Genomic DNA, 25,485 nt, shown 5'->3' on the forward strand with positions numbered 1-25,485 from the left:
GTACAGCATGGCACGCAAGATTGACGACAGCTCAACGTCGGCGACGAGCGGCGCACACGCCGCGGTCGAGCGCACCGCTACGCTGCCGTACGAGTCAGACCTGCTCACCTCGCTGCTCGCGATCGTGTCTGAGTGGACATCCGCTTCGTTCCTCGAGGAATTCGCGCGACGCTCAGGAGTCCAGCTGGATTCCAGCGCCATCTCCGCTGTCTACCTGCTCGGTCGTCGGGGCCAGCTGCGTCCGTCAGAACTCGCCGCTGGACTCAAATTGTCTGCCCCGACGGCGAGCAAGTTGATTTCGCGGCTCAGCGCGGCGGGCCTCGTCACCAGGGTTGCTCACGAGAGCGACTCCCGGTCATCGCTCGTCGGCCTCACCGCCGCCGGATCTGCAGCGGCAGTCCAGCTGTTCCAAAGCGGTGACCTGATGATGACCGATCTGCTCACCGACTGGGCGCCCAAAGACGTCAACACGCTGACGGCGCTTGCGCATCGTCTGGCCGAGACGGTCAAGACAGAGGATCGGACGCCGGTCGCGGCCGCCAAGCCACACCTCAAGAAAACGCAACACACCAACTGAAAGTGAGTTCCCCATGGGTACATACGTCGTTACCGGATCTGCCTCTGGCATGGGCAAGGCAAGTGCAGACAAGCTGCGCGCCGAGGGTCACACCGTCATCGGCATCGACCTGCGCGATGCGGATGTCGTCGCCGACCTGTCGAGCGCTGAGGGCCGCGCATCCGCTGCCGAGGCTGTCATCGCCGCCTCAGGTGGAAAGCTCGACGGCGGCGTCTTCGCCGCTGGCCTCGGCCCGATTCCCGGCCGCGAAAACCTGATCGCCCAGGTCAACTTCAAGGGCACGACCGAACTCCTCGTTGCGCTGCACGACTCGTTCGCCGCAGCCGGCACCAGCAAGATCGTCGTCATCGGCTCCAACTCCTCGACAACGATTCCCGGCATCCCCGACGACGTCGTTGAGGCCTTCCTGAACGACAAGCTCGACACGCTGCCCGAACTGACGGCACACTTCGGTGAGTACGCCTCGAACTTTGTGTACGGCGGATCGAAGCTTGCACTCACCCGCTGGGTGCGTCGCATGGCTGTGCTGCCCGAGTGGGCTGGATCCGGCATCCGTGTGAACGTCATGGCACCGGGCGCCATTCTCACTCCGCTGCTGCAGTCGCAGCTTGACGGCCCCGGCCGTGCCGCAATCGAAGCCTTCCCGGTTCCGGTTGGCGGATTCGGCGACCCTGAGGCCATCGCAGCGTGGATCATGTTCATGCTGTCGCCGGCAGCCGACTTCCTGTGCGGCAGCATCATCGTCGTCGACGGTGGCACAGAGGCGCTCTTCCGTGCGAATGACTGGCCTGTCAGCATGGCACCGCGCAGCAAGTAGGCAGCAGCTCTACAGCAGTTCAGATAGACCACGAAGCGGATGCTCGGCTGGCGACACTGGTCGCTTGCCGAGCATCCGCTCAATTCAGTCGCTGATGCAGGTCAGTCGCTGATGCAGGCGCCCGTCGTTACCGGTGCTCTCAACGAGGGTGCCTTAGCGGCTACCGGCTGCACCTCAGCCATGGCCAGGGCGTAGCCGACGTTGTCGGTGGTTGTCGACTTGGCGAACACGACGCCGGCCACGCTGCCCGACAGGCTCAGCAACGGGCCTCCTGAATCACCCGGTTCAATATCGGCCGCGAGCGTGTAGACCTGCCTGGGCGACGGATTCTGCCCGTAGATGTCGGCGACGAGTTGGTCAGTGACAGCCATGACCTGCGCGGGGTTCGACGTGAATGGGCCGCCGAACGGGTAGCCGGCGCTGACTGCGCTCGCACCGACCGGCAGGTTGGGTGTCAGCGACAATGGCTTGGTGTCGAGGCCATCGACGGCGATCACGGCGAGGTCGTCGATCGGGTCGAAATAGACGACGTTCCCCTGGATGGCCTGACCGTCGAGCGCCTGGACCACGGGTTCGGTCACCCCGGCCACGACGTGCGCGTTGGTGATGATCCGGTCGTCGGAGACGACGAATCCGCTGCCTGACTGGTTCTGTCCGCAGGCATATGCGTTTCCGGTGATACGAACAACCGACTGCGCTGCCGCGTTCAACTCTGCGGTGCCGAGGTCGAGCGTGGGAATCTGCGGTGCCTCACCCGTGAACGCGTCGACGACCCGGGGGAGCCCCTCATTGACGGCTGCGGAGCGCAGCTGGGCGAGGAACGCCTGGACGGGCGTTGGCGTCAGTGTGTCGATGGTGCGGAGGACAGTGGATGACGCGATGGCCTGCGAGATGCCCGGCGCCCCCAGCGCGCCAACGCTGGTGGCCAGCATCGCCAGAATCAAAGCGGATGCCACCGTCGCGACGGCCGCTCCCAGAAGTCGGTCGATGATCTGCAGCGGTGAGCGATGAGTACGGCGGCGAAGCGCGTGGCCCACGGTTTGCCCGAGGCTGAGGCCGGCGAGCACGAGGATCACGGCTGCGGCCAGGGCTGCTGGAGTGCGCCACTCAGGCGCGGGAATCCAGGCGCTGACGAGCGGAACCAGAATGTAGGCCGCAATCCCGCCGACCACCACGCCGATGAGTGCGCTGAGGCTGCCGAGGAAACCGCTGCGATATCCGGAGACGAAGAACGACACGAGCAGCAGTGTCAGAATCACGTCAAGGATTACCGAGCCGATCATTGCGTCCTTTTCCTTGATTGTTCCTGGGTCTACCCAGTGGCTGCCAGCCGGGGACCTGCGCTTAGATCAGGCTGCGCAGAAATTCCTCGACCCCGACGCCACGTTCCCGTGCTCGTGCAACAAGGCGTGCGTGTTCGGTCGAACTGAGCGTGAGAGCGAGCGTAGTCCAGTCACCTGAGTCGTTGCCTGACTCGTCCGGCATCGAATCTGAGAGGGTGGCGAAGCCTTCATCGTCATCTGAAAAGTCGAAGAGTCCGAGCGGCTCAGCGGTGGATCGCTCGGCTGTTGCTCGCTCAGCCGTTGCTCGGGAGGCCGTCTTCGTGGCGCTGGCCGTCGAGGCAGCGGATGCCGGAGCTGCGGCATCCGCAACAGGGTCGCCGGCTCGCACCCAACCGGGGCCTGAGGGAATCGGCAGACCGCGCTGGTACGCCTCAGACACGGCACGCGCGCGGGAATCGGCAGCCTCGTTCAGCGGGTGGTTTGCGTGACCCTTGACCCACTCAAACCGGTAGCGGCGGCCGGCCAATACCTCGTCGAGTTCTTTGAGCAACTCGATGTTCATCACGGCCTTGCCGTCGGCCTTCTTCCAGCCCTTACGCTTCCAGCCGGGCATCCACTTGGTGATCGAGTTGATCACGTACTGGCTGTCGCAGAGCACGAGCAGGTCGTCGTCGAGGTGCGCGGTGGCCCGAAAGAGCTCGAGCACGGCCTTCAACTCGCCCTGGTTGTTGGTGGCGTGCTTCCAGCCGCCGGCCCCCCAGCAGGAGTCATCGACGTACCAGGCCCAGCCTGCAGGTCCTGGATTTCCGAGAGCAGAACCGTCGGCGGCAGCGGTAATCGTCATGAGTCCAGTCTTTCATCTGGCTCGATGCGTTTTTACCCGTTTCCCTGTCTCTCCGGGGTTCCGCGGTGCTTAGGTTATGAGACACCGATCATCCAGTGCGAGCAGATGGAGCTGAAGAAATGGCCGAAGTCGTTCTGTTCCACCACGCCCTGGGGCTCACGCCGGGCATCGTGCGTTTCGCCGACGAACTGCGCGAGGCTGGGCATACCGTGCACACGCCCGATCTCTATGAAGGTCGCACCTTCGAGACCGTGGATGAGGGGATGGTCTATGCCGAGCAGATCGGATTCGGCGAAGTGATCGCCCGCGGCACGCGGGCGGTTGAGGGACTACCCGTCGAACTGGTCTATGCCGGTTTCTCGCTAGGTGTGCTCCCCGCACAGATACTTGCGCAGACCCGCGTGGGCGCACGAGGCGCTCTACTGTTCTCTTCCTGTGTTCCCGTCTCTGAGTTCGGCTCTGCCTGGCCGGATGGCGTTCCTGTGCAGGTGCATGGCATGGACGCCGACCCGATCTTCGTCGGCGAGGGCGACATCGACGCTGCCCGCGCGCTCGTCGACTCGACTGGTGATGCTGAGCTGTTCCTCTATCCGGGTGACCAGCACTATTTCGCCGACAGCACGCTGCCGTCGTACGACGCGGCTGCGACCGCGCTACTGCTAGACCGCACGCTGACGTTTCTCCAACGAACTCGCTCTGATGATGCGCCATCATCGCGAGGCCTTGACCACGATCGTCCAAATGTCACCGAGGGCCAGCCATAGGGCTCCGCCGAGCTGGTCGGTGGAGCACGGCTCGGTCACCGGTGAAGACCAGGTGGACGCGTGGGACGTGAGGATCAATCGCCTCTTCCCTGTCCGTGAGTCCAGACTGCTGGGGGCGTGATCAGCCCGTAACCTGAACGCGTGACCAACAGCACCAACCACCGGCGTGACGTCCTTCGAGATCGCGTGAGCCGATCCATCTCGCGGCTGGCTGGTGACGCCATTCGCACGATCGATGCTCCCACCCAGGTCATATCCATCGTCACCGCTGACGACCAGATGCCGCAACGGCACGCCAGATTAGTGATCGACCTGTGCCTGCGTGCAGGGGAGGCGATGTTGGCCACTGGCGCTTCTGCTGCTGACGTTGTGGCCACCGTGTTGAGGGTCAGCACTGCATACGGCGTCAGCGGAATGCACGTGGACATCACGTTCACATCTCTTACCGTTTCGATCCATCGCGGGATGAATGAAGACCCCATGTCGGTGATGCGAGTCGTGAAGGTGCGAACCACGGACTACTCGCGGCTGCAGAATGTGTACCTGCTGATCGACGAGATAACCCGCGCCGATAGTCGGATCGGTGTCGAGGAAGCACGTGAGAGTCTTAGCTCGATTCTGACCAGCCCGCATCCGTACCGCCGCTGGGTGGTCACCGCAGGCAAGGCCGTTCTCGCTGCCGGAGTTGTGGTTATGTTCGACGTGAGCTTCGTCCTGGTGTTCATCGCGGCGGCAACGGCAATTCTCTCGGACTTCATCACCCGCAAGCTCGGACGATTGTTGGTACCCGACTTCTTCGCCCAGATTGCGGCGGCCATGGCAACGACCAGCATCGCGGTATTCATCTTCTGGTTGCGGTCGATGGGCATCGAACTGCCGGGATCCAATAGCCCCACCGTCATTGTTATCGCGGGGATCATCACGCTTCTCTCCGGCGTCGGCCTCACCGCATCCGCTCGCGACGCCATCGACGGGTATTACGTCACGGCGACCGCACGCGGTATGGAAGTGTTCATGCTCACTCTTGGCCTCGCCGTCGGCATCTCGATCGTTCTGGGCGCTGCGATGCGGATGGGACTGCCCGTGACGATCGGGACATCGCTCGGTGGCGAGATTGGTCTCGTTCCCGGCGTAGTCGGCTCCGCGCTCATCGGCGTGGGATTCGCGCTCACCTCCTACGTGCGACTGCGCTACGTACTACTGATGGGCGCCTTGGCCGGTCTCGTTTTCGCCGTGTATTCGCTGGTACTTCCCCTTGCCTCCCAGCCGGGGCTCGCGCCGGGGATCGCCGGCATTGTGGCGGGCGTGATCGGGTACCTCATTTTCCGCTGGGTCAAAGTGCCGGAGAGCGCAATGACTATGGCGGGCATCATCGGCCTGATTCCTGGGCTCGCGGTCTACCGGTCGTTGTATGCGTTGATGGACTCCGCGAACGGAGTGACAGAGGCCCTTCCCGCGATGGTGATTGCGCTGGCGACAGGCATTGGACTCGCAGCGGGAACGACTATCGGTGGTTTTGCTGCCAGACGGATCTTTGGCCTCGACCGCTCGGCCATGCTCGCGGGGCGCCGGACCCGCGGGGCGCGTTAAGCGCTTCCTTTCTCCAGGGGCCGGAATCGTAGAGCGACCACTCCCGACCGGAAGTCGTGGCGATCCACGAGCTCGAGCTGAATGCGCTCGCGCAAACCGCCAATCGACCTTGCTCAGCGTGCTAGACACGATGTACTTCTTCGCCTGGTCTATGGTCTCAGCGAAGGGGATCTCCCACTCTTCCATCCAGTCAGGCCACCCACCCGAGACCGGTTTTCGCCACGCCGACTCCATCATTCGGTAGGTCGTACGCCCGAACAACAGCGCGTCTCGCCGGGCCATGCTCAGACCATAGTCCGCGCCGTTCTTCAACAAAAGGAAGAGGCCAGAGCTACCGATAACGGCGGGATTTAATCCCACGTCGACGGCACATCCAGTCGCCGACGGAAGCATCGCCGGCGCCGCCCAGGTCAGCCAAACGCGGGCGACGGTGTCCACGCGGGTAAGGGCTAGCCCATCGACATCGGTTCAGTTTCGAAGTCCACTGATCCGAACGGGAAGGGGTAGAAGAACGTCCCTGTTCCGTCCCAGTCAGTGATTGGGATCATGGCAAACCAAATCTGGCTGATAACGACCGACGCAACGGTGAGGATCGCAATAGCGGCAGCCGCCCGATCGAGATACCGGATGGCTGAGGAAATGTCTGTCGCGCGGCGAAGTACCAGCGTGAGCGCACCGAACGCGACCACAGCGATTGCGACAAAGACCAATGCGCTGGGATAAAGGGTAAGGGATACACAGATCGGCGCGGTATCAGTCGCGTTCCCGGCAGCGTCGATGAAGCTGCCGTCGGCATTCACTCCGCCTGGACAATAGCCTTTACTGGCATGCACAAGCATCGAGTACCCAAAGGCAGCAAGCAGACCCACCACGAGTAAACGCCGAACACGGGCGAGGATCTCCGCGCCAGGTACTGAAGGCGCTGCCGGTGGTGTTTCCAACTGCGAGGCCTGGGACATGATGTCCTGCTTTCTGCTTTGGCATCACACACTATCGACCGGCTAGATGCGGGTCCATCACCCCTATAGGAGCGGAGTGGAACTCAAAGCACTGACCGGCTCTGCGAACGGCATGAGATTGAGAAATAGAAGCCCGACGACCACGATCACCAACGCCACAAGTACGACGAGGATCACCATGAGAAATCTGAATGCCGGGTTCGATTTCAACCCAGGATCCCTGCGAACGGGAAGCCAACAGACCCAAGCGACCACAACGGTACTAAGACACCGGCTACAACAACCACGATCAAGCTGACTCGGAGTGCACTGTCGCGACGGCCGGGTTGAACTACCGCGCCGGTGACCAACAGTGCCGTGAACAAAATGAAGAGGATAGCACTGCCGATAACGGCGGGATCTGTTCCCACGTCGACGGCACAGCCAGTCGGCGCCGGAGGCATCGCCGGACACTCTATCGGTAGCGGCTGCGTCGCCCAGGTCAGCCAAACGGATGCGACGGTGACCACAGCAGCGGGTGCCGTCCAATGCCACAAGGGTCGGCTCTCGACCAGTTCATCCCGTGTGTTCGTCATCAAATCAGCGTAGTGATCGCCTGCGCCGGCGCTCGTGCCATCTCTATAACGTTCTGCAAGGCGAAGGTTGCTTGGTCGCGGCCGTCCGCTCGCAACCGTGCCTCCAGCTTTCCGCAAAACGGCTTTGGCGGCCATGAATCAGTGTCTGGCCGGCGGGCATGGGCTTAGGGCCCGATCCTCATCAGCGCACTGCGGCAATCTCAGAGAGCGGCCTTGGCACTCGCTTACTCGTCAATGCCGGTGAACGTCGCGGGATAGCTGCCCAGCCAACTCCAGTGCGGGGCAGGCCAACTCACGACAAGCGCGCGGCCGACAACATTGCTGATTGGTACGAAGCCGTCTCCCGGATCGCCGTTGAAGTAGTGAAAGGCCGAGTCTGAATTCAGATGCTCAGTTCTCGTATTCCGATCGAGCATTCGGCGGGTCATGATGGGACACTCTTGACATGGCTTCTGGCATACAGACTAAACTTCGCTTCAGGATATGGCTACCTGCCGTCGCTATCGTCGTCGTTACCTGGTTGATCTTTTGGATGGCTCAGGGATTCTCAACGGTCTGTCTTCTCATGGGGCCTTGCCCAGGTCGTGATGTGCGCGTGGCGCCCGCGTTGCTTTTCGGCGGGCTAATGCTTGCGCCGTTGACCGCCTTGATCTTGTTGTCCCTTGTGCGTTCGCCGATCGGCTGGCTCGTGCGACTGTCCTATATCCTCCTTGTGACGCTGGCGGTGGCGGGGTATGCGGTCGTCAGTTTCAGCGGCGGCTTCGGCGTGGACGCACCCTTTTTGGCTGGATTCTTTGGAATCTGCGGGACGACAGTGCTCGCCTATTTAGGAATCATTGGCTTTCGACGCGAAACTTCGGCCGCAGGACACGTCGCTACCTGACCTCAAAGTGGAGAAATCGAAGGACTACATGTTCGATGGACACGGTTTCATAAAGGCGTCGCGGACGCCCAGACTCGATGTGCCCTCGAAAGAAATGAGCCAACGACCGTTGACCCTCTGGCTCGGTGCCTCGGCGCTGCTCGTAGCCGGAGCATTCAACCTGGTCACGTTCGTGACAGGAGTCTTCGTGCTCCTTTTCGATTTCGACGAGTCGACCACCGTGGTACTTCTGATAGCCCTTTTGCTGACGGCCATATTTCTCGTCGTACTGCCCGTGTGGGTGGGCCTTGCCGTATTGCAGCGATCCGCATCTGCGGCGGTCTGGGCCGTCCTCTACTTCGTCGCTCAGATCCTTACGGCCTTCCTAAACATTGACCCAATGCAGTACTTCATCTCCGCGATTGCACTCATAGCGGCGATCCTGCTCTGGATTCCAGCCACGAGGGCCTACTCGCGGGGATCATAAGCAATGCGCAGGAAAAGTCAGGCCTCACTCCGGGCACCCTGACCTGGCAACGCTGCAGCGATGCGCCTCATAACCCATGGGTTATGAGGCGCAGAGACTATGACACACTGCGCCCGTGGTCGGGCGATTTTCCTCACCATCTGTGAGCGCTCTTGGCCGCATTCTTTTCATTACTCGATTCGTGATGAGCTACGGGATCAGGTCAAAGGGAGAACAATTGGACCGGCTTCGGCTGGGCCTCCACATTCAGCGGTGCTGCGAATCCAGACGAAGTCTGTGGCAACTTCTGCTGCCACGGAGCCGTCGGCATAGTAGGCCGTGATCGTGCCCTGTTCAGGCTGGTTGGGCATCCGGAACGACCATGAGTTCCCGCTTCCGCTGGCCGTGTATGGCGAGAGGTCGTCCAACGGTGAGGTAGATGCGACGGTTGGAGTGACGCCGCCGACGAGCGGAGAGGAGGACGTCTCGACCGGCTGTATTCCGTGACCGAGTTGAGAGCAGAAGCCGTCGAGATCGCATAGGCGCACCTCTTCGATTTGGCTGGCGTCGCCGGTCAGCTGCACGGACAAAGTGTTAATGTAGCCGACAGCCGAGCAGTCGATGTATGGCGCCCCGGCGCACCCCGAGAGTGTGGCGGAGACAATGACGCCGATGACGGCCGTCCACGCTTTTCGGGAATGATCCACGTGTCTGCTCATACTTCGACGCTCTCACACCACTGAGCGCGACGGAGGGCTCCAGCGGATTCGTTGTGAATGTGTTAGAACTTCGGGTTCCGACTGGCTGGAGACTATGCCGGCCGTACGAAGAACATCAAGAGCACTGGCCAGATGTAAAGCAGTACGCCGAAGGCGAGTACCCCGAAGCCTGTCCCCAGGACCCATCGGCCGGCAATGACGGGCACCGACTCGACGTAGTTGCACAGAACCCAGCCGATAACGCTCCAGACCGTGCCAACGGCAAGCACAGCGATTGCTGCCGGGATGAGGATGTGGTTCATGCTCTTATACTCTCGAAACGCGACAAGTTCGCCCGGATATCTCATGAGATGTTACTCAGTCGATAGCTTCGTGGTCGTCAACCGGCGGATGGAGGGCGGGGACTTGAGCTGGACGTATCTGGCCATGGGAGCGGCTGCGTTCTTGCCGGCCGGTTGATGACTTGCATGGGCGCGTCGGGGTGGATGTGTTGCCCGGCGAGTGTCCCGGTGAACAGCCAGGAGCTCTCAGCGTTCAGGGTTCGTTGATCGGGCCGGTTGTAGAGGCAGGTCCAGACCAGTTCGGCGATCGGGGCGGGGACGAGGGCTGCGCTTGTTCCACCAGCGCTTTTGCAATATCACCGAAATTTCGTGTCGCAGCGAGTCGCATAACGTCCGGCTTGATTCGCAGTATTCGCCGCTGGTTATGCGACACCCCCAAGGAACAGCATGTCGACCGCGAGACCAAGCAGGTTCCATTCAGGACGGAAGTAAAACTAACAAACGTCCGGGGCGGTGCTACATCGCGAAACGTATCGACGGGAAATCCAATCGGCAGCCGCCCCACTCCCAACTCGGTTTCAGAGTGGTCGGGCGGAACTGCCGACAGAGCCCAGGAGCACGGGCGCGGGCCTGTTCCTCGGACGCTCCTCAATCGCCGGAACGTTGCACGAGGTGTTGCAGGTCGACTTAGGCTCCAGCCGAGAGCGCCCGACTCATGATGCCCGCAATCACGTCGGTCTTGGCATCGGAGTATGCATTCATGTCGTCGAAGCCCTGATTCAGCAATGCTCGCTTTGTGTCTTCGTATAAAGCGCGGTCGTCCGAATCCGCGCGGAGATGGTTGCGGAAGAGGAGGTAGTTGTCTGCAGCGTGGTCGCCTCGTTCCAGGATGTGGATATGCACATCGCGTGCTGGCGTGCGCACCAGACGGTGGCCTGGCTCACGAGTGCGCAACTCATATCCCGCGGCCAAGAGAGGAACGAGATAGTCCTCTTCTGCGGTGATGTCGTCAACCGTGACCAGGATGTCGACAATCGGCTTGGCTGCCAGTCCGGGAACGGATGTCGATCCGATGTGTTCGACCTCGACATCCGCCGTTCCAAGCGCCTTCCGCATTCGTGCATGGTGGTCAAGAAAAATATCGGGCCAGCTCTCGTCGTAGCCGACCACTTCGAGATGGCGCTTTTCAGATCCGCCGACTAGCTCGACCTCTTCAACGTCTGCTCGACGACGTTCAACGTTGTTGGCCATGCGATCATCCGTCCATTCGGTCGTGGAATTTCGATGCCGCATAGCCTTCTGCTCGAATCACAATGCGCACCGTTAAGTATGAGACAGCCCAGCGGAGCGGAACGACGATTTTGATGGGGGCGTTAGGACGCATCCAGGCTGATCGCCGCTTCTGGGGTCGCCACCCGGAAGCTGAAGGTCTCCTCAAGGTAGAGGTGCACATCGTCTGGGTCGTGGTACTCGTAGCCGACCGAGAGGTCCTGGCCAGATTCAAACAGGAAGTCCCCGCCGCGCAGGCTGACGACAACGCCCCCGCGCACACCGGGCGCCCACACGATCGGCCCGCCCAGGATCTTGCGCACGTGGTCGAACAGCGGATAGCCGCCGTGCTCGGCCGTCTCGATGATCGCCGTGTAGTGCGCTGGGCCAACGGCGAGCCCGTACGCGCCGCTCACCCCGCTCGACAGCAACACCTCGACGGCTTTGGCCACCCGTTGCGGATAGTCGTAGAAGTCCTCGACCCGCGGCACCGGCGTGTGCGGGGACGCCTCTGAGATGCCGACGATTCCCGCCGCCATCCAGCCGTGGAACACAGCAATGTTCTCGGCGAGGGCGATCTGCATGGCCGCGTCGTCGAGGTTGTCGAGATTCGTGTCGACGGCGCCCCGGTCGTAATCAAGCAATTCTTCGCGGGAGACGGTGAACTCTGCCCGGATCTCCGCCAGCGGAAGCACCTGGCGCCGCCTGGCGGTGACCGCCTCGACCGGCGAGATCGGTAACGACTCCGTGCGCCCCAGGTTCGTCGCTGAGTACTCCCAGCCGAACGGACCGGCGAAGTCAACGAGCCTACGAGCGCCGAGCGCCGCGATCAGTCGTTGCTTTGCCTCCGAATCGAGCAGCGCCCAACCGGCATCGGAGATCGGGGCGTGAGCGCGCAACAAATGGTCCATGGCTAAAATCCCGTGCCTTTCAAGCTTCCAATACCAAGGTCGGCGCCCTGTGTGGCTGCGTCGCGTCTGGCACTCACCGCAGGGTTGCCGCCAGTCGCGCGCGATACGCCTGTCCCGTTAAACCGGCTGTCTCCAGCGGGAACGCCAAGGCCGCCAGACCCAGCCGCACTGCTCGAGCTGCCGCTGTTCGAGCTGCTGCCGCCCGTCGAGCCGCCATCCGCTTTCGCGCCGGCCTCCGCCTCTGAGCGTTCGCCGTTCTCGACGATGTCGCCGTCCTGGAACAGGATGCCGCGCGCAGTCTCGCGCCAGAGCGGCTTCTGCCGCAGCAAGAATTCCAGGTCCATGCTGAAGTGCTTGAACTCTTCCCCCAGCGAGTCGGCCATGATGGCGTGGGAGACGGCATCCGGTTCAAGTGACATCCGCTGCTCATACCAGCCGATGGCTTCCGCCTCTTCGGTGAGGTTGGCGCACATGCGCGCGAACGTTCGGGTCTCGGCCGAGAGCTCATTCGCCGGCTCGTGATACTGATCAAATCCCATGAGAACTCCTTCTCAACCAACAGATCTGCTCCGACAGTACGCCCGGGTAAGGCAAGATCGAAGGATCATGTCAACACTCGAAGCACTGCCGCACGTAACCGATCCCGATGTGCTGTTTGAGGCGTTCGAGCTCTGGGCCGGCCGCCAGGGGCTCACTCTGTACCCGGCGCAGGAAGAAGCGGTCATCGAGATCGTTTCCGGCGCGAACCTCATCCTCAGCACCCCGACAGGCACCGGTAAATCGCTGGTCGCGATCGGCGCTCACTTTGCCGCGCTCTCCGCCGGCAAGCGCTCCTTCTACACCGCGCCCATCAAAGCGCTGGTAAGTGAGAAGTTCTTCGCTCTGGTCGAGGTGTTCGGTGCGGAGAACGTCGGCATGATGACGGGGGACTCCTCCGTCAACTCCGACGCTCCCATTATTTGTTGCACCGCGGAGATCCTCGCGAACCTGGCCCTCCGAAACGGTGAGGACACTCCCGTCGACCAGGTCGTCATGGACGAGTTCCACTTCTACTCAGACCCTGATCGCGGCTGGGCGTGGCAGGTGCCGCTGCTCACGCTGCCGAAGGTGCAGTTCATCCTGATGTCGGCCACGCTCGGTGACGTGACCGACCTGGCTGCAGACATGAAGCGCCGCACCGGCCGTGAGACCGCCGTCGTCACGGGTGTCGAACGCCCGGTACCGCTGCACTACTACTACGAGACAACGCCGATCCACGAGACGGTCGAAGACCTGCTCGGCACCGGCCAGTCACCGATTTACGTCGTGCACTTCTCGCAGGCCGCCGCCCTCGAGCGCGCGCAGGCGCTGGCCAGCGCCAAGGTGGCCACGAGAGAGCAGCGAGATGCCATCTCGGAGCTGATCAAGGAATTCAGGTTCACGACAAGCTTCGGCAAGACGCTGTCGCGCCTGATCAAGATGGGCATCGGCGTGCACCACGCCGGCATGCTGCCGAAGTACCGGCGTCTCGTTGAGCAGCTGGCCCAGCGCGGCCTGCTCCGTGTGATCTGCGGCACAGACACCCTCGGCGTCGGCATCAACGTGCCGATCCGCACCGTGTTGTTCACCGCGCTCACCAAGTACGACGGCACGAAGATGCGCCAGCTGAACGCTCGCGAGTTCCACCAGATCGCCGGGCGTGCGGGTCGCGCGGGTTACGACACCGCTGGCACCGTCGTCGTGCAGGCACCAGAGCACGAGAGCGAGAACCTCAAGGCCATCGAGAAGGCCGGAGACGACCCCAAGAAGCGCCGCAAGATCATCCGCAAGAAGGCGCCTGAGGGCTTTGTCTCGTGGGGAGAGCCGTCGTTCCAGCGCATCGTCGCGGCCGAGCCTGAGACGCTCACCTCCAGCATGCAGATGACCAGCGCCATGCTCATCAACGTGATCGCCCGAGGCGGCGACGCGTTCGCCAACGTGTACTCGCTGGTCTTCGACAACCACGAGCCGTGGAAGCGCCAGCTCGAACTGGCCAAGCGTGCGCTCGGCATCTACAAGACGCTGCGTGCCGCCGGGATCGTCGAGCAGGTGACCGACGCGAAGATGGGGGAGACCATCATCCGTCTCACCGTCGACCTGCAGCCGAACTTCGCCCTCAACCAGCCGCTGTCGCCCTTCGCGCTCGCCGCGTTCGAGCTGCTCGACCCCGACCCCACTGTGCAGACCGGCACGGGCAACTATGCGCTCGACATGATCTCCATCGTCGAAGCGACCCTCGATGACCCGCGTCCGGTGCTCTCAGGGCAACAGTTCCACGCGCGCGGCGAGGCCGTCGCCGCCATGAAGTCTGAGGGCATCGAATACGACGAGCGGATGGCGCTGCTCGACGAAATCACGCATCCCAAGCCGCTGAATGAGTTGCTGACCTACGCCTTCGACACGTACAAGCTGTCGCAGCCCTGGATTGCGGACTTTGAGCTGCGGCCCAAGTCTGTTGTGCGCGACATGTACGAGCGGGCCATGTCGTTCGGCGAGTTCATCGCGTACTACAAGCTCGCCCGCAGCGAGGGCGTCGTGCTCCGCTACCTGTCGGATGCCTACCGGGCAACCAGGCAGACCGTGCCAGATGAGGCGAAGACCGAAGACCTGCTCGACCTCATCGAATGGCTCGGCGAACTGGTACGCCAGGTCGACTCCAGCCTCCTCGACGAGTGGGAAGAACTGATCCACCCCGACCTCGCCGCGCACGAGGCCGGCGCCACCGCTGTGCTGCCGCCAGCGCCGAAACGCCTCACGATGAACGTGCGCGCCTTCCGCATCCTGGTGCGGAACGAGATGTTCCGGCGCGTGCAGCTCGCTGCCCGTGAGCAGTACGAGGCGCTCGGCGACCTCGATCGGGACAGCGGCTTCGACGCTGACGCATGGGCCAACGCCATGGACGACTACTTCGACGAATACGACGAGGTGCAGACCGGCGGCAACGCCCGCAGCGCGTCACTCATCATCTTCGACGAGACCGGCACTCGGCCAGACGGCACAGTGGCAAGCGGATGCTGGACCGTGCGCCAGATCTTCGACGACCCTGCAGGAGACCACGACTTCGGCATCAGCGCTGAGGTCGACCTGGCCGCCTCGGACGAGGCGGGGGCCGCTGTCGTGCGGGTGACCGGGGTGAACCGGCTCTAGAACCCGCTGCGCGGGTCGAACGCAGCTATGCGGGTGTTGCAACTGCAGCGCAGCTGCGTTCAGCCCGCGTGGCTCGATTTCGAGACGCGGCCTCGTTCCTCGGGCGCTCCTCAATCAGCGGGATTGCCGTTGGTCGGCGATGCTTGAATTCACGAGGCCCGCCAGGGCCGTCTCGAGACCCGCTAGCGGAACACGCTCAGGTCGCTCAGCGCATCGCTCACCTGGAACGACAAGCCGCGCTCGTCGGCGATGAGTGACCGGTACTGGATGGCGGTGTCAGGGTGGTCGGTGACGATGCCATCGACGGGAACGCGCAGCAGGTCGCGAATGGTCTCCTCGCCGTTCACCGTCCAGACGTAAACCGGCTTGTCGATGGCGTGCGCTTCAGCGAGGAACTCCTCGCTGAAGGAGGCCTGCTCCACGACGAAGAAGTCGCAGTCGACATCTGGCAGGTCGCCGATCGTCATAGCGATCGTGTACCCGACCCGGAGCTCAGGGCGTTTGGACTTCAGTTCCGCCACCGCCTCTGCGCTCAGCGAGTGGTAGATGTTGCTCTCCGTCACACCGAGCGAATCCAGCTCGGCGAGGAACTCATCGACGAAATCGGGCGACTCGTGCCCGTGCACCTTGAGCTCGATGAGCAGGGGAACACCGAGTTCGGCCGCGCGGGTGACGTACTCCGCCATCGACGGAATCGTGGAGCTGTGCCCACCGACCCGCACCCGGGTGGACGTGACTTCCTCGAATGTCATGTCGAAGATGTTCTTGTTGATGCCGGCGACCATGAAGAGGTTGCTGTCGTGGCTCGCGACGAACTGGCCATCCTCGGTCTGCTGGAAGTCGGTCTCGACGTAGTCGACATCCGCTGCTGCCGCCGCCTCGAGCGCGGGAATCGTGTTCTCAACGCCACCGCCGATGAAACCGCGGTGGGCGATCACGAGTGTGTCCGATGCCGCGGCGACGGGCGTGGCGACCGCGGGAGCCGCATCCATCCCAATGCCCATGACCAGGATGGCGGAGACAGTCCAGGCGAGAGCTGACTGTGCGCGCGCACCTCTCGGACGCACCGTCATCGGCTCCGGCCGGACGGTGGGCATGCCGAGCAGGTCACGGCTGATCGCGACGAGGATATGGGCGACAACCACCTGGGTGATTCCGACGACGATGAAGCCGAAGGCACGGCCGGTGCCGATGGCCACGGATTCCACCACAACGGCCGCACCCGGTCGGAGATCTGCGGCAAACTCGGTCACCCTGATGATCAGCTCAATGCCCAGCGACGACACCAGCACGGCAACGAGCACAGGGCCGCCGACGGACACCAGCAGCTGCCAGGACCGGCGTCGGGTCGCGAGGATGCTCCTGCCGAGTGAGCGGAGCGGCGTGCGTCCGGAGACGACCAGCAACGGCAGCGCGAGGATGAGGCGCAGGTTCACATAGAAGATCGCGATGATGACGACGACGTATCCGGTGGCGCCGATGGGCGTCTTCATGTACTCGCCGGTGACGAACGGCGGAATCCCGATGCCGCTCGTGAGCACAGAGAGCAGGCCGAGGCCACCCAGCGGAGCAACGAGGAAGAAATAGGCCAGCAGCACGGGGGACTGGTAGTGGAAGACCCTGCGCAGGTGCCAGAGCAGAGCCGCGACGATCCCTCGGATGCCGAGGGATCGTCCGGCCTGCTGCCGGTTGGCCACGATGAAGATGGTGGAGACCTGCAGGCTCACGGCCGTCAGCGCGATGGCAGCGATCAGGAGCAACAGCAATACGGCGATCGGGTCGGCCAGCATGGTGCCGAGGTTGCGGTCGGTGAGGTTTGAGAGGCCTGCAGAGGCCAGTGCCAGTTCAAACAGACTGGTGATGGCGGGAATCACGCACGTCACGATGGTGCCCTGCACCACCAGGATGATCGCCAGGTAGTGCCAGAACGAGGCACGCGTCATCCGCAGTACTGCTACGAACCGGGCGGCGTCGATCAGGGCAACGCGCTGCCGGTGCGCTGACGGTGCAGATTCCTGCTCGGCGTCGTCTCGCGGAGGGGCAGATGGCAGAGGGGCAGATGCACGTCTCACTGCGCTGTGCGCTGGGTGAAAGTTGGTACGACGCAAGTCACTGCGCTGGGGCGTGTGGGAGATCTGTGCACTAGTGCATTGTAGGCACGCCGAAATGGGAGAAACCCCCGCGCGAAGCCGCCCGGGCGTGGCGCCAGATCCCCACGAATCGCGAGAGTGCAAGGACGTGACGTTCCGTGACGAACGCGGTAGCCATGTGACGGCCTTTCTCGCCGGTGTTGACATCTGTTGCCACGATCAGTCCCACACCTCACAGCGAAAGGATCCACAGTGTCTCGCATCACACGAACTTCACTTATTGCCGGAGCGGTGCTTAGCACTGCCGTCATCCTCAGCGCCTGCGCCGCCCCCGCGTCCCAGGAGTCAACGTCGGGCGCGTCGGCCGGCGAACCGGTGACCGGCGGCTCGCTCACGTACCTCGAGTACCAGGCTCCGACCTGCCTCTACCTGCCGGGAACCGGGTTCTACCCGAACGGCGGAATCGTGAACCAGATCACCGACAAGCTCACCTACCAGGACCCCGAAACGCTCGAGGTCGAGCCCTGGATCGCCTCGTCATGGACGATCAATGACTCCGCAACCGAGTACACCTTCGTCATCCGCGACGGCGTGACCTTCTCAGACGGCACCCCGCTCGACGCCGCAGCGGTCGCCGCGAACTTCGACACCTATGGCAAGGGAAACGCTGAGCTCAAACTCACCGTTTCTGAGGCCATCAACAACTACGACCACAGCGAGGTCATCGACGATCACACCGTGAAGTTCGTCTTCACGCAGCCGTCGCCCGGATTCCTGCAGGGCACCTCGGTGATCCAGTCCGGCCTGGTATCTCCGGCCACCCTCGCGCTGCCTTACGAAGAGCAGTGCCAGCTGAAGAACATCGTCGGCTCCGGCCCGTTCACAGTGTCGAACCAGATCGTCGACAAGGAAATCGACCTCGCGGCTCGCGAGGACTACGACTGGGCACCGCCGTCGAGCGATCACCAGGGCCGCGCGTACCTCGATGAGGTCAAGGTCATCGTCACCCCTGAAGACAGCGTGCGCATCGGCTCGCTGCTCTCGGGCCAGGCCGACTACGTACGGTACGTGCAGGCGTTTGATGAGGCATCCGTTGAAGCAGCAGGGTTCGACCTGTACGCGCCGCAGACCCGCGGCGTGAACAACGGGCTGTTCCTGCGCCCCGCGAACTCGATCCTGCAGGACATCAACGTGCGGAAGGCGTTGCAGGCCGGCACCGACACGCAGGAGATCGTCGACACGATCTTCACGAAGAACTACCCGCGGGCCACCTCGGTGCTGTCCCAGAGCGCGCTCGGCTACGAAGATCTCTCCGACAAGCTCGAGTACGACCCCAAGAAGGCCAACAAGCTGCTGGATGCCGCTGGCTGGGTCGCCGGGGATGACGGCATCAGGGTCAAGGATGGCGTGCAGCTCTCGCTCAACGTGTTCGTCGCGTCCGCCCAGCCGCTGTCGAAGCAGACGCTCGAACTCGTGGCGCAGCAGTGGACCAAGATCGGCGTGCTGCTGAACGTCAAGCCGGCTGACTCTGGATCGCTCGCGGCCGACATCAAGGACGCGGAGAAGACGGCGCTCAACCACTCGATGGTCGGGCGTGCAGACCAGGACGTGATCAAGAGCCAGTTCCACACCAAGAACCGCAACGTCATCCTGTCGAACGACCCACAGCTCGACGCGTTGCTCGAAGCTGAAGCCGCCGAACCGAACCTGGATGCCAGGAACGCGGATGTCGCCGCAGCCCAGGAGTACATCATCGACCAGGGCTACGCGATTCCGTTCTTCGAGGAACCGCAGGTGTACGGCGCCGCAACGTACGTGAAGGGCGTGACCTTCGAATCGGTCGGCCGCCCGAGCTTCTACAACGTCTGGCTGAACAAGTAACACGCACCACCATCCACTCCGGTGGTTGAGGAGGCCGCCAGGCCGTCTCGAAACCGCGTGAGTCGATCCCGACTCGCCTGGTTTCGAGACAGGGGCTCGCACGCTCGCGCCTTCCTCAACCACCGGGATGGGCCAGATACCCACAGACACGAACGACAAGGAAAGGGGCGGATATGAGCACGCTCAGGTACGTCGCCGGACGAGTAGGGCAGGCAGCCCTCGTATTGTGGGCGGCGTTCACGATCACGTTCGTGCTGTTGCAGTCGCTGCCGGGCGACTCGGTCATGATCAAGTTTGAGAATCCGGAGCTGGGTCTGTCACCGGCCCAGATCCTGGAGATCCGGGAGCGCTACGGTGTGGATCAGCCGGCCGTCATCCAGTACCTGCACACGCTGCTCGGCTTCCTCCGCGGCGACTTCGGGTACTCGATCCAGACCGGCACCCCGGTGATCGAACGGTTGGCCGAGGGGCTCCCAGAGACGCTGAAACTCGCGACCGGCGGTTTCCTGCTGGCCATCCTGCTCGCCGCAGCCATCGCCTTCACCGCCAGCTACACACGCTTCTCCTGGCTGCGGAGCGTTTTGCTCTCGGCCCCGAGCCTGTTCATCTCCATCCCGACTTTCTGGCTCGGCATCCTGCTCGTGCAGGTGTTCTCCTTCCAGCTGCGGCTCGTGCCCGTGATCGGCGGGACAGAAGCGCAGCTGTTGATCCTGCCGATCCTCACCCTGGCCATCCCGATCTCCGCCCCACTGGCCCAGATACTCTGCCGCAGCCTCGACGCGGTCTACACACAGCCGTTTGTGGCCGTTGCCCAGGCCAAAGGGGCATCCCGCCAGTGGATCCTCTGGCGCCACGTGGCCCGCAACGCCCTCGTGCCAACGCTCACCATCGCCGGCCTCATCTTCGGCGAGCTGATCGCCGGCTCCGTCGTGACCGAGACCGTCTTCGGCCGCAACGGCATCGGGCGCCTCGCCGAGCAGGCCGTCACCTCGCAGGACGTTCCCGTGCTGCAAGCCATCGTCGTACTCTCTGCGCTCGTCTTCGTTGCCGTGAACCTGGTCGTCGACCTGCTCTATCCGGTGCTCGATCCCCGGCTTGCCCCGAAGCGAACCGGGCGTCCGCGCTCTGGCACCGGCAGCGCTACAACAACGGATGCCGTGACAGGCGCCACCCCAGCCGTCACTTCAGCCACCACTCCAGCCACCGCCGAGTCGAAAGGCACCGTGCTCGCATGACCGTCCTGAACTCTGAAGCCGCTGTTTCAGCGGATGCCGCTGGTGCCGCTGATGCCGCTCGTGCACGTGCTGGCGTCGCTGGGATTCCCGCCACCTCGCCTGCTCCTGAACCCGCCAGCGGAGAACGGCAGCAGAGCCGTCGTCGCCGTCGCCCGTCGCTCGGCCTCATCCTCGCCTGGGCCGTGGTCGTGCTTGTCGCACTCTGGGCTGTCCTGCCCGGCGTCTTCACCGGATTCGATCCCCTCAGCGGCGTCGCCGCCGAGAAGCTGCAGGCCCCGAGCGGCGCGCATCCGTTCGGAACGGATGCCCTCGGCCGCGACCTTCTCGCCCGGGTCATCTTCGGTGCCAGCAACTCACTGACGGGCGCGTTCGTGGCCGTGACGGTTGGGCTCGTGGTCGGCACAGCCATTGGCCTGGTCGCCGGGTCGGTCGGTGGCATCATCGACGACATCCTGATGCGCGTCATCGATGTGCTGCTGTCGATCCCCGGCCTGCTGCTGGCGCTGACCATCATCATCCTGCTCGGCTTCGGCACGGTGAACGCCGCGATCGCGGTCGGTGTTGCGTCGATCGCCTCCTTTGCTCGGCTGTCGCGGTCTGAGGTCGTGCGGGTGCGCCGCGCCGACTATGTGGAGGCAGCTTTCGGGTCTGGTGGGCGTTTCGGAACCGTGCTCATCCGTCATGTGCTGCCGAACTCGCTCGCGCCGGTCATCTCGCTCGCGGCCCTGCAGTTCGGTGTCGCGATCCTGGCCATTTCGACACTGGGCTTCCTCGGCTACGGTGCACCGCCGCCCACGCCCGAGTGGGGCCTGCTCATCGCGGAGGGCCGCAACTACGTGGCGACCTCGTGGTGGCTGACCACTTTCCCCGGCATCCTCGTCGTGCTCGTGGTGTTGTCGACGAACCGCATCAGCCAGTCCATCGGAGGTGAGCGCGCATGAGTCTGCTCGAGATCAACAACCTTGCCGTGTCGTACAGCACGGCTGCCGGAACAGCCCGCGTCGTGCATGACGTGTCGTTCGCGATCGAACCCGGTGAGGTGGTGGCGGTCGTCGGTGAATCCGGCTCTGGCAAGTCGACCACCGCGCACGCCATCATCGGCCTGCTTGCGGGGAATGGGCGGATCGACCATGGCTCCATTCTGTTGAACGGCACCGACATCGCCGGCTGGCCAGACAAACGACTCGAAACCGTGCGCGGCGCTCAGATCGGCCTCGTGCCACAAGACCCGACCAGCTCGCTGAACCCGGTGAAGACCATCGGCGCGCAGGTGGGCGAGGTGCTCCGCATCCACCGGAAGGGCGCCAGGCGCGACATCGCTGCCCGCGTTGTCGAGCTGCTCACCCGCGTCGGCCTGCCCGACCCTGAATTGCGCGCCGCGCAGTACCCGCACCAGCTCTCCGGCGGCATGCGCCAGCGTGTGCTGATCGCCATCGCGATCGCACTAGAGCCGCAACTGATCATCGCCGACGAGCCGACCAGCGCCCTCGACGTCACCGTGCAGCGTCGCATCCTCGACCTGCTCGACGACCTGCGCGCCGAGTTCGGAACCGCGATCCTGTTCGTCACTCACGACCTCGGCGTCGCCGCCAGCCGGTCGAGTCGGCTGGTTGTGATGCAGGATGGCCGCATCCAGGAGCAGGGCAACACGAGTGAGGTGCTGGCCAACCCGCAGAGCGAATACACCAGGCGCCTGCTGGCGAACGCTCCGGCGCTGGCTCCCGTTGCGTTCCGGTCGCAGAAGCCGCCCATCTACCTGCGTGATGCCGGCAGTGTCGCGGCCGAGAACCCGTCGGCCATCCAGGTCACGAACCTGGTCAAGGAATTCGCGGCTCCGACCAGGAACGGTGCGAGCTTCCGCGCCGTCGACGACGTGTCGTTCAGCGTGCGCCGCGGTACCACCCACGCCATCGTCGGCGAATCAGGATCGGGCAAGACCACAACAGCTCGCATGATCGTGCGGTTCGAGGAGCCGACGAGCGGGCGCGTTGAGGTGGATGGGGATGACGTCGCGCCCTTGCGCGGTGAGGCGCTTCGGCAGCTGCGCCGTCGCATCCAACTCGTCTATCAAAACCCATTCGCCTCGCTCGACCCGCGCCAGAGCGTCGGCCAGATCGTCGCAGAACCGCTGCGCAACTTCGCGCTCGCCGACCGTCAGGGGCGGGCGAAGCGTGCCGCGGAACTGATCGACCGCGTTGCCCTGCCGGCTGCCGCCCTCGAGCGGAAGCCCCGTGAGCTCTCCGGCGGGCAGCGCCAGCGCGTGGCGATCGCCAGGGCGCTCGCCGTCGACCCGCGGGTGGTTGTGCTTGACGAGGCAGTGTCGGCGCTCGATGTGACGGTGCAGGCGCAGATTCTCGAGCTGCTCAGCCAGCTGCAGGGCGACCTCGACCTCACCTACCTGTTCATCTCGCATGACCTGTCGGTCGTCAGGCAGATCTCCCACACCGTGTCGGTGATGAGCCGCGGCCGCATCGTCGAGAGCGGCAGCGCTGAGCAGGTCTTCCAACGCCCGACCCACGACTACACCCGTGAGCTGCTGGCCGCCGTGCCGGTGCCGCTCCCGGTGCCAGCGCAGGTGCAGGTACCACTGCAGCCCCACGAAAGGAACATCCTCGTATGACCACCAGACGCCTCGGCTTCTTCACTCGCCTCCTCGACGAGGTGCCGGCCGGCGACCGCTACCGGTTCGCGGCCCAGCAGATCACCACCGCTGAACGATTCGGCTTCGATTCGGCCTGGGTCGCCCAGCACCACTTCCATGAGAAGGAGGGCGGTCTGCCATCGCCCCTGGTCTTCCTCGCGCACGTCGCGGCGTTGACCTCCGAGATCCGGCTCGGCACAGGCATCATCACGCTGCCCCTCGAGAACGCGATCAGGGTCGCAGAGGATGCCGCCGTGCTCGATCTGCTCTCCAACGGGCGGCTCGAGGTGGGCGTCGGCTCCGGCGGAACGCCATCCTCGTTCACGGCATTCGGACACGAGAGCTCAGACCGCGGCCGCATCTTCGCCGAGCACCTGCAGATCGTACGCGACGCATTCGCCGGCGAGGAGTTTGGGGCGCGACAGGCTGGTGCGTCGTCGGTCTCCTCGACTGCGGCCAACCGGCTCTACCCGGCCGCGCCAGACCTGCTCGGCCGCATCTGGCAGGCAACGTTCTCCGCAGCCGGCGCAGCCAGGGCGGGCGCTGCCGGCGACGGCCTGATGCTCTCCCGCACACAGCCACGGCCAGCGGATGCCCTGGGCGCAACGCTCTCCGACATCCAGCTCCCCATCATCGACGCCTACTTCGAGGCGCTGCCTGCAGGGACCCCGCCGCGCATCATGGCGTCGCGCACCCTGTTCGTCGCCGACGATCGCGCCGAAGCGCGGCGCTACGCCGAAATCGGGCTGCGCAGGGCCATCGCCGGGTTCCGGGCATCCGGCCAGACCATCTCCGGCGACACCCTCGATGAACTCATCGTCTCGCTCGACACCCACGTCGGCACCGTCGACGAGGTCATCGAATCGCTAGCGGCCGACCGGTCGCTCGACAACGTGAGTGACGTGGTGTTCCAGGTGCACTCCGTCGATCCGCCGCACGAGCTCATCCTGCGTTCGATCGAGCTCATCGCCACCGAGGTCGCACCGGCGCTCGGCATCGGCGCGCGCGTGGGCGGCACTGGCACGGCCACCGGCACCGCCACGCACGCCAGCGGCGCCGGGCGCGCGGCATCCGCTTTGATCTCCTGACCACACCCACAGCACTACGACCCAGTACTGGAGCACACCATGACCATCACCACACCAGAGGTCGCGGCCGGCATCGCCTCGTCGGACCTCGACGGCCGCGCCGACGTGATCGACCAGCTCGTCGGCGTCGAACCAGGGTCTGCCATCGCCGCACTTCGCGACGCACGCCCAGCAACCAAGGCGAATGCGCAGGCCAGCTACGACGCGCTGTTTGAGCCGGAGCACCCCGGAACGGTGACCGCGCGCGAGCGTTTCGCAGTCGCCACCTTCGTCATCGGGCTGCACAACGACGCCGAGACCCGTGCGTTCTACGAAGCGCGACTGCGGGAAGCGGATGGGGCGGCCGGCGACAGCGTTGGAGCAGACGTGACCGACGTGACCGCCGCAGTGCAGGGCGAGATTGTCCTCGGCGCCACCACCGGGCCGTATGGCGTGTACCCGGCGGAGGCGTTGAGCGCCGAGAACGTCGACGGGCCGCGCTACCTCGTCGCTGACCAGAACCGCGACGCACTCGGGTCGCGCCTGGTCGCGGCGCTCGAGCACGCGCACCTGCTGGTGTTCCGTCCGCGCGAGGCGAGCGCGGATGCGCTGCAGGTGCTGCTGGATGCCGGCTGGTCGACGACCGACATCGTCACCCTGTCGCAGCTGGTCGCCTTCCTCAGCTTCCAGGTTCGGGTGATCGCCGGACTCCGGCTGCTCGCCGCCGACATCGCTGCGTCGTCTCCCGCTGCATCCACTGACATCCCGAAGGGCCTCTGATGACTGACACCGCCACACCCACCACGTCGACGACCGCGACGTCTGAATCCACGATCCCGTACCCAGAGCTGGCGCGTCCGCAGGTCTTCACGCAAGACGATCTCGGCTGGGTGCCCTGGCTCGAACCGCTCGCAGAGGCCGAGCTGACCGAGCGGCACTGGGCAGGACTCGTCGATGCGTCCCGCGCGAAGTCACCGTACTTCTCCCTGCTGGCGCGCGACCCGGAGATCCTCGGCGCCCGCACCCGCACCGACAAGGACATCTTCTACAACACCACGGCCGGCCTGCCCCGCGCCGACCGAGAACTGGCTGCCGCAGCCACCAGCCGGTCGAACGGCTGCATCTTCTGCGCATCCGTGCACTCGCGCTTCGCGACGCACCACTCCAAGCGCGGCGACGACGTGCAGCGCTTGCTCGATGCGGGAACGGATGCGCCACAAGACCCGCGCTGGACGGCCATCATCGCGGCATCCGTTGCCCTCACGGCAACGCCGCCCGCACTGACGGGGGAGCACCTGGCCGAGCTGCGTGCGCAGGGTCTTGATGACCTGTCGATCGCGGATGTCATCCATGGCGCCGCGTTCTTCAACTGGGCGAATCGCCTGATGTTGAGCCTGGGAGAGCCGGAGCTGCCGAAGGCCTAGCCCGATACATGAGTCGTGGCGTCCCGGTTGCCTTGACAATGTGTGGGCTGCCGATGAGGCTTGCG

Annotated in this window: 24 protein-coding genes; 14 read left to right on the forward strand and 10 right to left on the reverse strand. The window is 64.1% G+C overall.

Translation table 11 applies throughout. The annotated features are described in order from the left end of the window. Positions 1-7: 7 nt before the first annotated feature. The gene (locus tag AC25Z0_RS00870; RefSeq protein WP_488118383.1) at positions 8-577 is read left to right on the forward strand and encodes a MarR family winged helix-turn-helix transcriptional regulator; all 570 of its coding nucleotides are present in this window, start codon (positions 8-10) and stop codon (positions 575-577) included. 13 nt (positions 578-590) lie between these two features. Then, positions 591-1,394, forward strand: coding sequence for an SDR family oxidoreductase (locus AC25Z0_RS00875; protein ID WP_488131984.1), 804 nt, complete (start codon positions 591-593; stop codon positions 1,392-1,394). A 101-nt stretch (positions 1,395-1,495) separates the two neighbouring features. On the opposite strand, the gene AC25Z0_RS00880 is transcribed toward AC25Z0_RS00875, so the two are convergent. Next, complete coding sequence (locus AC25Z0_RS00880; protein ID WP_488131985.1) at positions 1,496-2,677, reverse strand: MarP family serine protease; 1,182 nt, start codon at positions 2,675-2,677, stop codon at positions 1,496-1,498. Positions 2,678-2,738: 61 nt separating this feature from the next. Beyond that, positions 2,739-3,521, reverse strand: coding sequence for an RNase H family protein (locus AC25Z0_RS00885; protein WP_488118386.1), 783 nt, complete (start codon positions 3,519-3,521; stop codon positions 2,739-2,741). A 119-nt stretch (positions 3,522-3,640) separates the two neighbouring features. Between AC25Z0_RS00885 and AC25Z0_RS00890 the strand changes: the two genes are divergently transcribed. Together AC25Z0_RS00890 and AC25Z0_RS00895 are read left to right on the forward strand one after the other, a co-directional pair. Next, positions 3,641-4,285 (forward strand): dienelactone hydrolase family protein, encoded by a 645-nt coding sequence (locus AC25Z0_RS00890; RefSeq protein ID WP_488131986.1) that lies wholly within the window; start codon positions 3,641-3,643, stop codon positions 4,283-4,285. A gap of 141 nt (positions 4,286-4,426) precedes the next feature. Beyond that, positions 4,427-5,875 carry a threonine/serine exporter family protein gene (locus tag AC25Z0_RS00895; RefSeq protein WP_488131987.1) on the forward strand — a complete coding sequence of 483 codons (1,449 nt, stop codon included), beginning with the start codon at positions 4,427-4,429 and terminating at the stop codon, positions 5,873-5,875. Between the two features lie 449 nt (positions 5,876-6,324). Here the strand turns inward: AC25Z0_RS00895 and AC25Z0_RS00900 are convergent, their stop codons facing one another. Together AC25Z0_RS00900 and AC25Z0_RS00905 are read right to left on the reverse strand one after the other, a co-directional pair. Beyond that, complete coding sequence (locus AC25Z0_RS00900; protein ID WP_488131988.1) at positions 6,325-6,834, reverse strand: hypothetical protein; 510 nt, start codon at positions 6,832-6,834, stop codon at positions 6,325-6,327. A 799-nt stretch (positions 6,835-7,633) separates the two neighbouring features. Continuing rightward, positions 7,634-7,837 (reverse strand): hypothetical protein, encoded by a 204-nt coding sequence (locus tag AC25Z0_RS00905; RefSeq protein WP_488131989.1) that lies wholly within the window; start codon positions 7,835-7,837, stop codon positions 7,634-7,636. A 17-nt stretch (positions 7,838-7,854) separates the two neighbouring features. Between AC25Z0_RS00905 and AC25Z0_RS00910 the strand changes: the two genes are divergently transcribed. Continuing rightward, the gene (locus AC25Z0_RS00910; protein WP_488131990.1) at positions 7,855-8,292 is read left to right on the forward strand and encodes a hypothetical protein; all 438 of its coding nucleotides are present in this window, start codon (positions 7,855-7,857) and stop codon (positions 8,290-8,292) included. Beyond that, positions 8,246-8,758 carry a hypothetical protein gene (locus AC25Z0_RS00915; protein WP_488131991.1) on the forward strand — a complete coding sequence of 171 codons (513 nt, stop codon included), beginning with the start codon at positions 8,246-8,248 and terminating at the stop codon, positions 8,756-8,758. The genes AC25Z0_RS00910 and AC25Z0_RS00915 overlap by 47 nt, the downstream gene beginning before the upstream one ends. Positions 8,759-8,955: 197 nt before the next feature. Here AC25Z0_RS00915 and AC25Z0_RS00920 read toward each other — a convergent pair whose 3' ends face one another. The 5 genes from AC25Z0_RS00920 to AC25Z0_RS00940 all read right to left on the reverse strand — a co-directional run bounded on the left by AC25Z0_RS00920 (position 8,956) and on the right by AC25Z0_RS00940 (position 12,456). Further along, positions 8,956-9,456 (reverse strand): hypothetical protein, encoded by a 501-nt coding sequence (locus tag AC25Z0_RS00920; protein ID WP_488131992.1) that lies wholly within the window; start codon positions 9,454-9,456, stop codon positions 8,956-8,958. A 92-nt stretch (positions 9,457-9,548) separates the two neighbouring features. After that, entirely contained in the window at positions 9,549-9,758 is a 210-nt protein-coding gene (locus AC25Z0_RS00925) for a hypothetical protein (RefSeq protein WP_488131993.1), read from the reverse strand. 666 nt (positions 9,759-10,424) lie between these two features. Then, positions 10,425-10,988, reverse strand: a complete 564-nt coding sequence (locus AC25Z0_RS00930) for a GrpB family protein (RefSeq protein WP_488118393.1) — start codon at positions 10,986-10,988, stop codon at positions 10,425-10,427. Positions 10,989-11,110: 122 nt separating this feature from the next. After that, on the reverse strand, positions 11,111-11,917 hold the full coding sequence (locus tag AC25Z0_RS00935; protein ID WP_488131994.1) for a family 1 encapsulin nanocompartment shell protein: 807 nt from the start codon (positions 11,915-11,917) through the stop codon (positions 11,111-11,113). 2 nt (positions 11,918-11,919) lie between these two features. After that, positions 11,920-12,456: a ferritin family protein gene (locus AC25Z0_RS00940; RefSeq protein ID WP_488131995.1), complete on the reverse strand. Its 537-nt coding sequence runs from the start codon at positions 12,454-12,456 to the stop codon at positions 11,920-11,922. Between the two features lie 67 nt (positions 12,457-12,523). On the opposite strand from AC25Z0_RS00940, the gene AC25Z0_RS00945 reads away from it, so the two are divergent. Then, positions 12,524-15,082: a DEAD/DEAH box helicase gene (locus AC25Z0_RS00945; RefSeq protein ID WP_488131996.1), complete on the forward strand. Its 2,559-nt coding sequence runs from the start codon at positions 12,524-12,526 to the stop codon at positions 15,080-15,082. A gap of 182 nt (positions 15,083-15,264) precedes the next feature. On the opposite strand, the gene AC25Z0_RS00950 is transcribed toward AC25Z0_RS00945, so the two are convergent. Then, positions 15,265-17,025, reverse strand: coding sequence for a glycerophosphoryl diester phosphodiesterase membrane domain-containing protein (locus AC25Z0_RS00950; RefSeq protein WP_488131997.1), 1,761 nt, complete (start codon positions 17,023-17,025; stop codon positions 15,265-15,267). 399 nt (positions 17,026-17,424) lie between these two features. Here AC25Z0_RS00950 and AC25Z0_RS00955 point away from each other — a divergent pair, with 399 nt between their 5' ends. The 7 genes from AC25Z0_RS00955 (at position 17,425) to AC25Z0_RS00985 (ending at position 25,420) form a co-directional block, all read left to right on the forward strand. After that, a complete protein-coding gene (locus tag AC25Z0_RS00955) occupies positions 17,425-19,053 on the forward strand; it encodes a TIGR04028 family ABC transporter substrate-binding protein (RefSeq protein ID WP_488131998.1) in 1,629 nt (542 codons plus the stop codon). 173 nt (positions 19,054-19,226) lie between these two features. Further along, positions 19,227-20,288 carry an ABC transporter permease gene (locus tag AC25Z0_RS00960; protein ID WP_488131999.1) on the forward strand — a complete coding sequence of 354 codons (1,062 nt, stop codon included), beginning with the start codon at positions 19,227-19,229 and terminating at the stop codon, positions 20,286-20,288. Beyond that, positions 20,285-21,229: an ABC transporter permease gene (locus AC25Z0_RS00965; RefSeq protein WP_488132000.1), complete on the forward strand. Its 945-nt coding sequence runs from the start codon at positions 20,285-20,287 to the stop codon at positions 21,227-21,229. Before AC25Z0_RS00960 ends, AC25Z0_RS00965 begins: the two co-directional genes overlap by 4 nt. Next, positions 21,226-22,908: a dipeptide ABC transporter ATP-binding protein gene (locus AC25Z0_RS00970; protein WP_488118401.1), complete on the forward strand. Its 1,683-nt coding sequence runs from the start codon at positions 21,226-21,228 to the stop codon at positions 22,906-22,908. Before AC25Z0_RS00965 ends, AC25Z0_RS00970 begins: the two co-directional genes overlap by 4 nt. Then, positions 22,905-24,017: a putative FMN-dependent luciferase-like monooxygenase gene (locus AC25Z0_RS00975; RefSeq protein WP_488132001.1), complete on the forward strand. Its 1,113-nt coding sequence runs from the start codon at positions 22,905-22,907 to the stop codon at positions 24,015-24,017. Before AC25Z0_RS00970 ends, AC25Z0_RS00975 begins: the two co-directional genes overlap by 4 nt. Before the next feature lie 39 nt (positions 24,018-24,056). Continuing rightward, positions 24,057-24,776, forward strand: coding sequence for a CMD domain protein (locus AC25Z0_RS00980; protein WP_488132002.1), 720 nt, complete (start codon positions 24,057-24,059; stop codon positions 24,774-24,776). Continuing rightward, entirely contained in the window at positions 24,776-25,420 is a 645-nt protein-coding gene (locus AC25Z0_RS00985; RefSeq protein WP_488132003.1) for an alkylhydroperoxidase domain protein, read from the forward strand. Before AC25Z0_RS00980 ends, AC25Z0_RS00985 begins: the two co-directional genes overlap by 1 nt. Positions 25,421-25,485 lie beyond the last annotated feature (65 nt).

It is taken from the genome of Leifsonia sp. Y862 (genome assembly GCF_057669585.1).

What these genes read in the sequence shown, in the direction of transcription:
- AC25Z0_RS00960 (WP_488131999.1), top strand. Translation starts at nt 19,227, where the DNA reads ATGAGCACGCTCAGGTACGTCGCCGGACGAGTAGGGCAGGCAGCCCTC.
- AC25Z0_RS00945 (WP_488131996.1), top strand. Translation starts at nt 12,524, where the DNA reads ATGTCAACACTCGAAGCACTGCCGCACGTAACCGATCCCGATGTGCTG.
- AC25Z0_RS00965 (WP_488132000.1), top strand. Translation starts at nt 20,285, where the DNA reads ATGACCGTCCTGAACTCTGAAGCCGCTGTTTCAGCGGATGCCGCTGGT.
- AC25Z0_RS00985 (WP_488132003.1), top strand. Translation starts at nt 24,776, where the DNA reads ATGACTGACACCGCCACACCCACCACGTCGACGACCGCGACGTCTGAA.
- AC25Z0_RS00975 (WP_488132001.1), top strand. Translation starts at nt 22,905, where the DNA reads ATGACCACCAGACGCCTCGGCTTCTTCACTCGCCTCCTCGACGAGGTG.
- AC25Z0_RS00940 (WP_488131995.1), bottom strand. Translation starts at nt 12,456, where the DNA reads ATGGGATTTGATCAGTATCACGAGCCGGCGAATGAGCTCTCGGCCGAG.
- AC25Z0_RS00880 (WP_488131985.1), bottom strand. Translation starts at nt 2,677, where the DNA reads ATGATCGGCTCGGTAATCCTTGACGTGATTCTGACACTGCTGCTCGTG.
- AC25Z0_RS00890 (WP_488131986.1), top strand. Translation starts at nt 3,641, where the DNA reads ATGGCCGAAGTCGTTCTGTTCCACCACGCCCTGGGGCTCACGCCGGGC.
- AC25Z0_RS00920 (WP_488131992.1), bottom strand. Translation starts at nt 9,456, where the DNA reads ATGAGCAGACACGTGGATCATTCCCGAAAAGCGTGGACGGCCGTCATC.
- AC25Z0_RS00885 (WP_488118386.1), bottom strand. Translation starts at nt 3,521, where the DNA reads ATGACGATTACCGCTGCCGCCGACGGTTCTGCTCTCGGAAATCCAGGA.
- AC25Z0_RS00980 (WP_488132002.1), top strand. Translation starts at nt 24,057, where the DNA reads ATGACCATCACCACACCAGAGGTCGCGGCCGGCATCGCCTCGTCGGAC.
- AC25Z0_RS00950 (WP_488131997.1), bottom strand. Translation starts at nt 17,025, where the DNA reads ATGACGCGTGCCTCGTTCTGGCACTACCTGGCGATCATCCTGGTGGTG.
- AC25Z0_RS00925 (WP_488131993.1), bottom strand. Translation starts at nt 9,758, where the DNA reads ATGAACCACATCCTCATCCCGGCAGCAATCGCTGTGCTTGCCGTTGGC.
- AC25Z0_RS00870 (WP_488118383.1), top strand. Translation starts at nt 8, where the DNA reads ATGGCACGCAAGATTGACGACAGCTCAACGTCGGCGACGAGCGGCGCA.
- AC25Z0_RS00970 (WP_488118401.1), top strand. Translation starts at nt 21,226, where the DNA reads ATGAGTCTGCTCGAGATCAACAACCTTGCCGTGTCGTACAGCACGGCT.
- AC25Z0_RS00930 (WP_488118393.1), bottom strand. Translation starts at nt 10,988, where the DNA reads ATGGCCAACAACGTTGAACGTCGTCGAGCAGACGTTGAAGAGGTCGAG.
- AC25Z0_RS00875 (WP_488131984.1), top strand. Translation starts at nt 591, where the DNA reads ATGGGTACATACGTCGTTACCGGATCTGCCTCTGGCATGGGCAAGGCA.
- AC25Z0_RS00900 (WP_488131988.1), bottom strand. Translation starts at nt 6,834, where the DNA reads ATGTCCCAGGCCTCGCAGTTGGAAACACCACCGGCAGCGCCTTCAGTA.
- AC25Z0_RS00910 (WP_488131990.1), top strand. Translation starts at nt 7,855, where the DNA reads ATGGCTTCTGGCATACAGACTAAACTTCGCTTCAGGATATGGCTACCT.
- AC25Z0_RS00905 (WP_488131989.1), bottom strand. Translation starts at nt 7,837, where the DNA reads ATGACCCGCCGAATGCTCGATCGGAATACGAGAACTGAGCATCTGAAT.
- AC25Z0_RS00935 (WP_488131994.1), bottom strand. Translation starts at nt 11,917, where the DNA reads ATGGACCATTTGTTGCGCGCTCACGCCCCGATCTCCGATGCCGGTTGG.